The organism is Roseomonas sp. KE2513, assembly GCF_016107305.1.
Classification (GTDB): Bacteria; Pseudomonadota; Alphaproteobacteria; order Acetobacterales; family Acetobacteraceae; genus Roseomonas.
Window position 1 is genome coordinate 12,817 of the sequence record NZ_RCVR01000020.1, and the last position, 12,482, is coordinate 25,298.

The window sequence follows — 12,482 nt, forward strand, 5'->3', positions numbered from 1 at the left end:
GCATGACCGCTCTCGTGTCATGGCCGCTCCAGGCAGCCTGTGCCGCCGTCTGCATCCTGGTCGCCCTTCTCGTCTGGACCACGGGCCGCCGGGGGCTGACCACCTTGCTGCTCGGCGCCGCTGCTGCAGCCCTGGCGGCCTGGGCGGGCACCGCGGCCATTTGGCCGATGGACGCGCCGCTCGGCGGCTTCACCGGGGTACTGGAACTAGTCCGCGCCGGCTTCTGGTGCGCCCTGCTGTTGCACCTGCATGAGCGGGACGCGGCGGAGACGGCGCGCTCTCGCCACCTGCTGTGGATCGGCGGCTTGGTGATCCTTGGCGTCCTCACCTTGCTGCCATCTGTCTCCACCCTGAGTTGGGAGGCTTCGACCAGCTCCGTGCTAGCAACCCCCGCGATCGTGGCCCGACTGGGCCTCGCGGTCCTCGTGGTGCTGCTCGCTGAGAACGTCTATCGCGGCGCGGACGAGGCCGGGCGGTGGCACGTGAACCTGCCCTGCATCGCCATCGGCGGCCTCGGCGTCTTCGACCTCGTCCTCTACGCGGAAGCCGTGCTCGCCCACCGCTTCTCGCCCATCCTTCTCGATGCGCGGGCGGTGCTCACCATGTTGGCTGCGGGGCTGCTCCTGCTGGCCGCGCTGCGCGATCGGCGCTGGCGGCGCGGGCCGCCCGTCTCGCGCCAGGCAGTGTTCCACGGCGCGACGCTCGTGGTCAGCGGCACCTTCCTGCTCGGTGTCGGCGCGGCGGGGCAGATGCTGGAGGGCCTGGGCGGCGCCTGGGGCCGCACGGCGCAGGCCAGCCTGCTAGCCGGGGCGGTCATGGCGCTCGCTGTCGCGCTCTCCTCCCGCTCCGCGAGGTCGCGCATCCGGCGTTTCCTCGTCGATCCCTTCTTCCGCGCGCGCTACGACTACCGGCGCGAGTGGATGCGCTGCATCGCGGCCCTTTCCGGCCCGGATGGACAAGCGCCCGCCCCGGTACGCGCGGTGCGCGCGATCGCGGACGCGGTGGACAGCCCCGCCGGCGTGCTCCTCATGCGGGAGGAAGCCGATGGCGCGGTGCCCGGCGGCCTGCGCTGGTCCGGTTCCTGGAACACGCCTTCCGTGCCCGCGCCGGACGCGCAGCCGCTGCTGGAGGCGCTCGGCGCCGGCGAGCGGGTGCTCGTCCTCTCCGAGGCGACGCCGGACGTGGACGCGCTGCGCGGAGCCTATGGCGCGCTCTGGCTTGCCGTGCCGCTCCTGCACCATCGCCACGGTGTGCTCGGCACTGTGCTCCTCGCCCCGCCACGCGCGGCCTTTCCGCTCGATACGGAAGTATTCGAGTTGCTCCGCGCCCTGGGACGGGAGGTGGCGATGTTCCTCGCCGAGAGGCAGGCGGCGGAGCGTGTCGCGGACGGCCGGCGCCTGGCGAGCTACGCCGCGCGATTCGCCTTCGTGGCGCATGACGTGAAGACGGTCTCGGGCGGCCTTAAACTGCTGCTGGGCAATGCGGAGGACAACATTAGCGATCCCGAGTTCCAGCGCGACATGCTGATCACCGTTCGCGCCGCCACCGCGCGCATCGACACCTTGATCGCGCGGTTGCGCGAACCCGGGGACGCGCTCACCAGCGCCGATGCCGCCGACCCGCGCGGCAGCGTGCGCGACGTGCCGGATCGGCTGCGCTCCATCGCCCGGGGGCGCGGCCCGCGCGTGGTCGTGGAATGCGAGAGCGAAGCGGGCGGCGCTCTCATGCGCCCCGAGGCTTTCGAGGCGGCGGTCGGGCATCTCCTCGACAACGCCATTGAGGCCTCGCCGCCGGGCGCGCCGGTCCGCCTGCGCCTGCATGGCACACCGGAGGCGCCGGTGCTTGACATCATCGACGAAGGGCCGGGTATGACCGCTGACTTCATCCGCGACGAGCTGTTCCGCCCACTCCGCACCGCGCGCCCTGATGGTAACGGCATTGGCGCTTGGCAGGCGCGTGAGCTGCTGCGTGAGGCCGGCGGTGAGCTTGAGGTGCACAGCCGCCCCGCCGCCGGAACCACCATGCGCCTGCGCCTGCCTGTCCGTGCAGTGGCGGCTCATCCCTCCACCCCCGCACAGGCGGCCTTCGCGTGAGCAAGCCCACACTTCTCATCGTCGAGGACGATCCCGGCCTCCTCGCGCAGTACCGCTGGTCCTTTCCTTCCTGCCGGGTGGTGCTCGCCTCCGACCGCCGCCAAGCGGAGGCGGTGGCGCGGCGCGAACACCCCGCTGCGGCTCTTCTCGACCTGGGCCTCCCGCCCGATCCCGAAGGCGTGTCGGAGGGCTTCGCGACCCTCGATGCGCTGCGCCGCATCAGCCCCGGCCTGCCGGTGGTGGTCGCCAGTGGGCGCGACGAGCGCGCGAACATGCTGCGCGCCATCTCGGCGGGCGCCTACGACTTCTGCGAGAAGCCGGTCGATCTCGACGTGTTGCGCACCGTCGTTGATCGTGCCCTCCGCCTCCGCGCGCTGGAGGAGGAGAACCGCCAGCTCGCTGCGGCGCCGCGCCCGAGCCCCATCAGCGCGATCATTACCGCCGACGAAGGCATGCTTCGCGTCTGCCGCACCGTGGAGCGCCTCGCAGGAGTCTCGGTGCCGGTGCTGCTGCTCGGCGAGAGCGGCACGGGCAAGGAGGCGCTTGCCCGCGCGTTGCACGAACTCGGCCCGCGTGCCAAGCGCCCCTTCGCCGCGCTGAACTGCGCCGCGATCCCCGAGGCGCTGCTCGAAAGCGAGCTGTTCGGCCATGAGCGCGGCGCCTTCACCGGCGCGGTGCGGCAGGTGACCGGCAAGATCGAGGCGGCGAATGGCGGCACCCTCTTCCTCGACGAGGTCGGCGACCTGCCGATGTCCCTCCAGGCGAAGCTGCTCCGCTTCCTGCAGGATCAGGTGGTTGAGCGCGTCGGCGGGCGCACGCAGACACGGGTGGATGTGCGCGTCGTCTCCGCGACGAACCAGCCGCTCGAGACGCTTGCCGAGAACGGCGGATTCCGCGGCGACCTGCTCTACCGCCTGAACGGCGTCACCGTCCGCATTCCGCCGCTGCGCGAGCGGGGGGGCGACGCGCTGCTGCTCGCGCGCTGGTTCTTCGCCCGCCACTCCCAGGAGTTCGACCGCCGCCTGCGCGGCTTTGACGCCGGGGCGGCCGATGCGATCGCCGCCCATTCCTGGCCTGGCAACGTCCGCGAGCTTGAGAACCGCGTTCGCCGCGCGGTGCTGATGACCGAAGGCCCGCAAATCGGCGCAGCGGACCTCGAGTTGGCCGCGGCGCCGCCCTCGGACCAGCCGCTCGACCTGCGGACCGCGCGGGCGGCGGCGGAGCGTGCGGCGATCCTGCGCGCGCTGGCGCTCAGCGATGGCGGCGTCGCCGCCGCGGCCCGCTTGCTCGGCATCAGCCGCCCAACCCTTTACGGCCTGCTCGACGAGCACGGGCTGACGGCACGGCCGGGCACGCGCGGCGCGGGCGACGCGCCCGCGAACGACGCCCAGGCCGCTGAAGACAACCTCTCTGGAGAACTTCCATGACCCGCCGCACGGCCCTTCCGCGTCCCCTGGCCATGGCCCTCGTCGCAGGCCTGTCGGTGGCCGCCGTGGCGCCGGCTGTCGCGCAGCCACTGGAGCGCGCGCGGGCGGCCCAGGCGAAGGGCGACCTGCGGACGGCGCAGATCGAGCTGCGCAATGCCGTACGCGACGATCCCCGCTCCCCCGTGGCGCGGATGGCGCTCGTGCAGGCGAGCCTCGACGTCGGTGACGGCGCGACGGCGGAGAAGGAGGCGCGCACCGCGCTCGAGCTCGGCGCCGACCAAGTGCAGGCGACGAGCGCGCTTCTTCGCGCCTACCTCGTGCAGAACAGGAATAACGAGCTTCTGCGCGACTTCCCGCCGCAGCCGGACAAGCCCGCCCTCGGTGCGCAGATCGCAGCGGCGCGCGCCCTCGCGCAGCTCTCGCTCAACCGCCAGGACGACGCGGCCGCCTCGGTGGCGGAGGCGCTGAAGCTCAATCCCAATGCACCGGAGCCGCATACCGCGGCGGCGGCCCTCGCCCTGGTGAAGGGCGACCGAGCGGAGGCCGAAGCTGAGGCGGATCGCGCCCTCGCGGCCGATCCGAACTCGATCGAGGCGCTGCTCCGCAAGGGCACGCTGCAGATGGCCCGCGGCGCCGTACGGGAGGGCGCGGAGACCGTGGGGCGTGTGCTCGCGCTGGCGCCTGGCAACATCCCGGCCCGCCTCGCCCGCGCCGAAGCGCTGATGGCCGCCGGCGACAACGCGGGTGCACGGCGCGACGTGGACGCGGCACTGGCAAGCCAGCCCGGCAGCGCGGCCGCCGTCTATCTCCGCGCGAGCCTCTTCGCCCGCTCCGGCGACTGGCGCGCGGCGGATGACGACCTGCAGCGCATCCAGCCCGTGCTTGCGAACTTCCCCGAGGGCTTCCTCATCCAGGCCCTGGTGAAGCGCGCGCTGAACCAGACGGCTCAGGCGGAGGACTCTGCCCGCCGCTACGTCGCGCGCCGGCCAGAGGACGTGCGCGGCGTCAAGCTGCTTGCGGGGCTGGAGATGGAGGCGCAGCGCCCCGACGCCGCTGCCGGCACCGTCACGCGCTATCTCTCCCGCCTCGGGCCGCAGGGTCAGGCCGATGCCGATACCTACGACCTGCTCGGGCGTGCCCATGCCGCCGCCCGCCGGCCGCGTGAGGCTGCGGAGGCGCTCACCCGTGCTGCCGCGCTCTCCCCGCAGGATACCGGCATCCTCAATCGCCTTGCCGCCGCCCGCCTCACCGCGGGCGACGCGCGCGGGGCGGCCGACGCGGCGCAGAAGTCGCTCGCCGTGCAGTCCGACCAGCCGACCGTGCGCGAGCTCCTTGCCACCGCGTCCATGCTGGGTGGCAACATGGGCGCGGCCAGCGCCCAACTCCAGCAGCTCGGTGAGGAGGGACGCCGCGGCGAGGCCGCCGGCGTGACAGAGGGGACGCTGAAGCTCACCAAGCTCGACCTCGCCGGCGCGCGCGCGTCTTACGAGGCGGTGCTGCGCGACCATCCGGACTCGATCGGTGCGCGCCTCGGCCTCGCGCGCGTGGCGAACTCCACCGGCCGGCCGGAGGAGGCGGAGAAGCTGCTCGGCGAGGTGCTGCGGCGAGCGCCCACAAACGCGGACGCCCTGGCCCAGCTCGGTGCCGCCGCGCGCCCCGGCTCGCCGCGCGCCGTGCCCGCCCGCGCCGTGCTGGAATCCGTCCAGGCCGCGGCGCCGGGCGAGCTGGCGCCGGCCCTCGCGCTGGCGGAGGTGCTCGTCCGCTCCAACGAGCCGGCGAAGGCGCTCGAGCTGCTGGACTCGCAGGCGCTGCGGGCGAATGGCCGCAACCGGGGCCCGCTCCTGCCCATGGCTCGCTCCGAAGCGCTGGCCGCCGCCGGCCGGATGGACGAAGCCCGCGAGGCCGCACGCTCGGCCCTCGCGGAGGATCCGACCTCTATCGATGCCCGGATCCGCCTCGCGGCCCTGACCTCGCGCAGTGGCGATGCCCGCGGCGCTGAGTCCGTGATCCAGGAGGGGCTGCGCAACACGCCGGCCGATCTACGCCTGCAGCAGGCCTATGTGGCCCTCGTGAAGCAGGCCCGCGGCCTCGACGCGGCGCTGGCGCAAGCCGACCGCCTTGCCTCGCAGACGAGCGCGCTGCCCGCCGCCGCGGCGCTCCGCGGCGATCTGCTCGCCGGCGAGAACCGCATGGAGGAGGCTGCCCGCGCTTACGCCGCGGCGAATGAGAAGACGCCGAACCCGGGCCTCGTACTGCGCCAGTCTGCGGCCCTGCGCAGCGCGGGCAAGCTGCCGGAGGCCAGTGCGCCGCTCCGCGCCCTGCTGGCGCGGCAGCCCGACGACATTAGCGCTCTGATGGCGCTCGCCTCGCTCGACATCATGCAGCGGCGCTACACGGAGGCGGAGGCAGGTCTGGCCAAGGTGGTGGAGCGCTCCCCGAACGATGCGGTGGCGTTGAACAACCTCGCCTGGCTGGTGGATCGCCGCGGCGCCACAGCCCAGGCGCGGGAGATGGCGGAGCGCGCCTACGCCCTCTCGCAAAACCCGGACACCGCGGACACTCTCGGGTGGATTCTCACCCGCGCCGGCGAGCCGCGGCTCGGCGTCGCCCTGCTGCGGCAATCCGTCGCGGCGCGGGCGGCGGCCGGGGCGCCCGATCCCGCCGTCTCCTGGCGCCTGGCTTATGCGCTTCGCCAGGCAGGCGATCGCGACGAGGCGCTGCGCGTTCTGACGCCCGCGCTGGCGACCCCCGCCGCCTTCGACGGCCGGCCCGAGGCAGAGCGCCTCCTCGCCGACCTGAAGGCGGGGCGGTGAGCGCCGGCAGGCGTCACCCGCCAGGCGGGCGGCACAGTGCGTGACGCTGCCTTTGTCGCCACGATGGTGCTGCTGCTGCCGCTCGCGGTGGCGCGGCCCTTCGTCGGCGTCCTGCTCCTCACCTGGTTGCTGCTGATGGGGCCGGAGCGGCTGGTCTACGGGCCGGCTGCCTCCATGCCCTGGCTTCTCATGGTCTTTGCCACGACGCTCTTCGGGTGTCTTCTCGCAGGCGAGCCCAGGCGCCTCCCCCTGAACGCGACGACGCTTCTCATCCTGGCGCTGATGGGCCTCTTCACGGTCACGGCCCTCGTCGCACCGAGCAACCCTGCGGCGAGCCTCGCCAAGTGGGAGGGGATTGAGACGACGCTTGTCGCCCTTCTCCTCACCGCGGCAATGCTGACCGACCGGCGGCGGCTGCACGCCCTCGTCTGGGTGATGGTCATCGCGATCGGCTACTACGGCGTGCGCAGCGGCGTGCTCTCGGCCGTGAGCGGCGGCGCCTACCGCCAATGGGCGCCGGAGGGACTGCCAATTGCCGAGCGTGGTCCGCTCGCCACGGCAGCGGTCGTCGCGCTGCCGCTGATGAACTACCTCCGGCTGCAGTCGCGCAACGCGGTGGCGCGGGTTGGGCTCGTCGGCGCCATGGGCCTCTGCCTTCTCGCGGTCCTCGGCAGCGGGTCCCGCGGGGCGCTGCTTGCCCTCGCGGCGGCCTGCGTCGCTTATGGCTGGACAGGCGGGCGGCGGGTGCTTCCAGCCGGTCTGACAGCGGCCGCCGTCGCAGTTGCCCTCATCCTCTCTCCCTTGCCCCTGCCGCTGGCCGGAGGGGAGGGGGCCTCCCTCGACCTGGCCGCCGCCACGCCCTCGGCCGCCGAGCGGCTGGCGACCTGGGAGAATGCGCTGCGCCTTGCGCTGGTGCATCCCTTCTCAGGCGCCGGCTTCGCGGGCCTCTCCGACGGAGCGGTGGTGGAGATGGTGTCGCCGGGCTCCCCGGGTCGCGCCGCGGGCAGCATCTGGTTCGAGGTTCTGGGCGAGACCGGCTTTCTGGCCCTCGCCGCCTGGGCCGCGCTGACGCTGACGGGCCTCGTCCAGGCACGGCGCCTCGCGGCGCTTCCGGAGGAATGGGCGGAGCTGGCCTGGGCGCGCGACCTCGGACGGATGGCGATCGTCTCCATCGTCGCCTACCTCGTCGGCGGCAGCTTCTTCTCGTTAGCCTATTGGCACCTTCCGTGGGCGCTGGTCGTTGCGCTCGCATCCGCAACAGCAATCCTGCGTCGAAGCGAGGCGATGGGTCGCGCCGAGCCCGGTGCCTGGTTCCCGCACGCCATAGGCGGGCTGCCGAAGGAGGCAGCCGTGCCGGAACTGCTACCCGACGTCTCAGGTATCGCGCGAAGCGCTGCCGCCCGGTGAGCGGTCTGGGAGAAGACGGATGCGGCTGCCATGCGCTCGCGCCGCGCGAAGAGGGGAGAGGCCATGAACGGCGCCTACTTCGTCTGCATGCTGATCGGGATCTGCTGGCTGGCTGTCTGGTCCGTCCGTCGGGAACCAGGGCGGCGGAACTGGCTCGGCTCCCTCTTCGACATGGAAGGGGATGCGGATGAGGCGCGAGCCGGCACGCGGCCTCGATGGTGTCGGCGTGGGGCAAAGGGTCCCGGATCCTGGCGCGAGCGTGGACGTGCCGGCGCGCCCGCCGACCTCCAACATGCTCTGCCCCTGCACGGTGCGACCCGGCCGCGGCGCGTTCGTCGCGAACAGGCTTCGGCATCCCGTCGTCGGCGGTGACGCCCTGGCGACAGTTCTCCCGCCTGCCCTTTTTTGGAGGTCCGGCCGCGGCGTCGGGCTGATGCTGGAGCGGATGACCCCGCACCCGGACGGCGAAGGCGCCCGCCGCCCACCCGGCCCGCCCTTCCGTCATGCCAACCGTGCCCCGGCCGAGCGTTTCGGCCGGGACAAGTCAAACCCCGGGCAGCCCGCCCCCTTCCGCCGCGCGCTGGGATATTACGGATGACGCATTCCCCCCCTTCCTTTCACCGGCGCACCGCCCTGGCGCTTGGGGCCGCGGCCTTCACCCGGCCGGGCTTCGCCCAGGCCGCAACGGCCCTTCCGTGCCCTTCCGGACCCGGCGAGATCGTCGGGCTGATGCTCGAGGGCACGGGGGCGCCCGCCGGGACTGTCACGGTGTTCGGCCAAGCCTTCCCGCCCGGCCACGTGCCGCGCGGCGCGGCGCTGCGCGCGCGCGACACCAACGGGCGCGAGTCCCCCGCGCAACTCGATGTCTTCGCGGTCCATGCGGACGGCTCGGCGCGGCTTGGCGTCGTTTCGCTCGCCCCGCCGGCCATCGGCAAGGGGCAGGAGCGGGGCGTGATGCTGATGGCCGGCGCCGGCGGCTCCCCGGCGCCGCTCGACATCGCCGCCGCGCTCTCCGGGCGCAGCGCGGTGCTGGAACTCGCCTCGGCCGGCGGCCAGGTCTGGCGGTTGGACCTTCTTGCGGCCTTCCGGTCGGCCCCGGCCGACCAGGCCTGGCAGTCCGGCCCGCTCGCCGTGCAGCGGCGGGTTGCCGTCGCGGTTCCCGCCGACTCATTGGCCGGCGTCACCTCGCTCCGCGTCGTGGCGGACGTGGCGCTGCGGAGCGACGGCACGCTCTGGACCGAGGTCTGGCTGCGCAACGACGCCGCCATGCGCCCCGGCGGCGGCTCCGCGTCCTACGGCGTGCGGGTGCTGCTCGACGGGCGGGAGGCGATGCGGACCGGCCTTCTCCACCAGTGGCAGTACACGGGCTGGGGCCGGCTGCTGGCGGCCGATCACGGCAAGCCCGCGGCCGAGCCGCCGCGGCCGCGGCACGACACCAACTACCTCGCCGATGCCGGGGCGGTGCCGCGCTACAGCATGTCGTCGGGCGCTGTGGACCGGGCGCTCGGCCAGCTCGCGCGGCAGGTAGCCGAAGGCAACTGGTCGGCCCCGCTGGAGGCCCGCGGCATCACCCGTGCCATGCCTTCCACGGGCGGGCGGGCGGATATCGGGCCCGTCACCCAGCCGCAGGCACTCTGGCTCGGTACCGGGGACCAGCGGGCCGCCACCGTCTCCATCGGGCAGGCGGAGGCGGCGGGATCGGTGCCCTGGCACATGTGGGATCCCTCGGTGAACGGCTGGCTGGACGTGAAGAAGTGGCCGCGCCTCTGGGTGGACAGCCGGGGTGGGCCGCCGCCCGGCGGTCTCATGCAGAATGTCTCCGGCGACACCGGCTGGACGCCCGACACGGCCCACCAGCCGGATCTTTCCACGGTTCCGTTCATCCTGACCGGCCGGCGCGCCTTCCTCGACGAGCTGCTGGCGCAGAGCGCCTGGAACATCATCAGCCTTTGGCCCGCGCCGCGCGGGGAAGGGGAGGCGAACGTCGTGCGCGGCGTGCAGGTGCGCGGGGCTGCCTGGAGCATGCGGCAGCTCGACAACGCCGCCTGGGCGGCGCCGCGGGGGGACCGCACCGGCGACTACCTGCGCGGGGTGGCCGCCAGCAATTGGGCCTGGATCCGCGCGCAGATCCCGGAATGGACGCGGCGCCAGGGCGAGGCCCATGGCTGGATCCCCGGCGAGTACGGCACGCCCGGCGCAATAGCGCCCTGGCAGCAGGACTACTTCGTCTCCACTGCCGTCCTCTCGGCCCGACGGGGGAACGCGGACGCGCGGGCCGTGCTCGATTGGATGGAGAACTTCATCGCCGGCCGCTTCCTCTCGGGCGACCGCGGCTTCAATCCACATGACGGCTGCGCCTACAACCTGGCCATGTGGCCCGAGAACCAGCCGCAGTCACCCTTCAACACCTGGGCGCGGATCGGCCAGGAGACGCGTGCGCGCAACATGTCAAACGGCAACGGCTGGTCCACCAGTGATGGCGACTACGGCACACTCGCCATCCAATCCCTGACCCTGCTGAGCGAAGTAACCGGCACGCCTCGCGCACGGGCGGCCCTTTCCTGGATCCAGAACGCGGGCGCTCCCTATACCGCGCCGGCCCAGCGGGCGGGATCGCAGTTCGACATCGCCCCGAGGGATGCGGCCGGCGGCTGCCGGGTGCCGGCGAGGGGCACGCGCTGAGCGGCTACCGATGAACCCTCGTTCATTTTCGGGGTTACAGAGGCAGGCCAGCACGACCTAGAGGAGGGAGCGATGGCGCAACGCCGTGTGCCGCGCTGGGCGATCTGGACCGGAATCCCGGTTTTTCTTATCGCCCTCCTCGTCGCATTCTGGTCGTGGGACTGGTTCATCCCGCTGGCCGAGGCGCGGGCCTCGGCCGCGCTCGGACGGCCCGTGAAGATCGAGCACCTCCACGTGCGCCTCGGCCGCGTCACCGAGGTGTCGGTGGATGGGCTGCGCGTGGCGAACCCGGAAGGCTTCCCGGACGATCCCCCCTTCGCCCGGGCCGAGCGGGCGGCGGTGCGGCTGGATGTCATGGCCTTCCTGCGCGACCGTTCGATCGTGATCCCCTCCATCGAGGTGACGCGCCCCGTCGTCGAGGCAAGGGCGCTGGAAGACGGGCGCACGAACTACGCCTTTGATTTCGGCCAGCCCGCCGGTGAAACGGCCGAGCCCCGCCCGCCCTCCGCCGCGCCGCGCATCGGCCTGCTGCGGATCGTGGAGGGTCAGGCGCATGTGGTGGATCCCCGGCTGAAGGCCGACTTCAATCTAGCTGTCGCCACCCGCAGCGAGGACACGCCGGACGCCCGCATCGCCGTGGAGGCGAAGGGCACCTATGCCGGTCAACCCATCACCGGCACCGCGACTGGTGGCGCGGTGCTGGCACTCCAGGACCAGGACAAGCCCTGGCCGATCGAGATGCAACTCGCCAACGGGCCGACGCGCGTGAACCTGCAGGGCAGCCTGCGCAATCCGCTCGAGCTGCAAGGTGCCGATGTGCGGCTGGAGATGCAGGGGCCGGACATGGGCCTGCTGCAGGCCCTGACCGGCGTGCCGATCCCGAAGACCCCCGCCTACCGCATCGCCGGTCAGCTCGACTATGCCGACGGCCGGGTACGCTTCCGCAATTTCCAGGGAAGGATGGGCAGCAGCGACCTCGCCGGCACGATCGCTGTCACCACCGGCGGCGCGAAGCCGAATGTGGAGGCGAATCTACGGTCCAGCCGTGTGGACCTCGCCGATCTCGGCGGATTCATCGGCGAGGAGCCGGGCCGCGCCTCTACCCCTGGCCAGACCGCCCAGCAGCGGCGCGAGCGGGCGCGTGACGAGGCGCGCAGCCGCGTGCTGCCCGACGACCCCATCAACTTCCCCAAGCTCGACGCGGCCAATGTCCACCTGACCTATCACGCGGACCGCATCACCGGCCGCAACATGCCCTTCGACACGCTTCGCACCGACATGGAGCTGAAGGACGGCGCCATCACCCTGCGCCCGATCGCGCTGGGTGTCGGCACCGGCAAGATAGAAGGCAACATGAACTTCGTCCCGGAAGAGGGAGGAAGGCTGCGCGCGCGGGCCGATGTCCAGTTCCAGCGCCTCGACGTCTCGCGCCTGATGCAGGCGACGAATACCTTCGAAGGATCGGGTCGCATCAACGGCCGCGGCCATCTCGAGGGCAGCGGCCGCTCCTTTGCGGAACTGCTGGGGCGTGGCAGCGGCGAGATCACCCTCGGCATGTCCGGTGGCAACCTCTCGGCGCTGCTTGTGGACCTATCCGGCCTCCGGCTCGGCAATGCCATCCTCTCCGCCCTGGGCGTGCCCGGGCGGACGACGGTGCAGTGCTTCGTCGCCAATGTCGGCCTCAACCGCGGCGTCGCCGGGCTGCGGACCGTCCTGCTCGACACGGAGGACGTCATCGTGAACGCGACCGGTAACGTGAACCTCTCGACCGAGCGGATGGAGGTGCGGCTGAGGAGCGAGTCCAAGAGCTTTACGATCGGTGCGATCCCGACATCGATCCTCATCGACGGCAGCTTCCGCAACCCTGATGTCGGCCCGGACATGTCGGAGCTGGCGGCGCGTGGCGGGCTGATCGGCGGGCTGGCGGCGCTCGTCGCGCCGGTTGCGGGCCTGCTGCCCACGATCCAGTTCGGCGTGGGCGAGGATAATCGCTGCGAGTCTCTCGTGCGCCGCGGCCGCCCGGTCGCCCGTCAGGCGCGCTGAGGATCGCCATGGCTGCG

7 protein-coding genes are annotated in these 12,482 nt (G+C 72.7%); all 7 read left to right on the forward strand.

Annotated features, from left to right (window positions below):
• The first annotated feature begins 2 nt into the window (after positions 1-2).
• The 7 genes from prsK to D9599_RS18975 all read left to right on the forward strand — a co-directional run bounded on the left by prsK (position 3) and on the right by D9599_RS18975 (position 12,465).
• Entirely contained in the window at positions 3-2,093 is a 2,091-nt protein-coding gene (prsK, locus tag D9599_RS18945; protein WP_198382852.1) for an XrtA/PEP-CTERM system histidine kinase PrsK, read from the forward strand.
• A complete protein-coding gene (prsR, locus tag D9599_RS18950; protein ID WP_198382853.1) occupies positions 2,090-3,520 on the forward strand; it encodes a PEP-CTERM-box response regulator transcription factor in 1,431 nt (476 codons plus the stop codon). Before prsK ends, prsR begins: the two co-directional genes overlap by 4 nt.
• Positions 3,517-6,333, forward strand: coding sequence for an XrtA/PEP-CTERM system TPR-repeat protein PrsT (prsT, locus tag D9599_RS18955; protein ID WP_198382854.1), 2,817 nt, complete (start codon positions 3,517-3,519; stop codon positions 6,331-6,333). Before prsR ends, prsT begins: the two co-directional genes overlap by 4 nt.
• A gap of 36 nt (positions 6,334-6,369) precedes the next feature.
• Positions 6,370-7,740 carry a putative O-glycosylation ligase, exosortase A system-associated gene (locus D9599_RS18960; protein WP_198382855.1) on the forward strand — a complete coding sequence of 457 codons (1,371 nt, stop codon included), beginning with the start codon at positions 6,370-6,372 and terminating at the stop codon, positions 7,738-7,740.
• A 187-nt stretch (positions 7,741-7,927) separates the two neighbouring features.
• The gene (locus D9599_RS18965) at positions 7,928-8,338 is read left to right on the forward strand and encodes a hypothetical protein (protein WP_198382856.1); all 411 of its coding nucleotides are present in this window, start codon (positions 7,928-7,930) and stop codon (positions 8,336-8,338) included.
• Entirely contained in the window at positions 8,335-10,422 is a 2,088-nt protein-coding gene (locus D9599_RS18970) for a hypothetical protein (protein WP_198382857.1), read from the forward strand. Before D9599_RS18965 ends, D9599_RS18970 begins: the two co-directional genes overlap by 4 nt.
• Positions 10,423-10,494: 72 nt before the next feature.
• On the forward strand, positions 10,495-12,465 hold the full coding sequence (locus D9599_RS18975) for an AsmA family protein (protein ID WP_198382858.1): 1,971 nt from the start codon (positions 10,495-10,497) through the stop codon (positions 12,463-12,465).
• Positions 12,466-12,482: the final 17 nt, after the last annotated feature.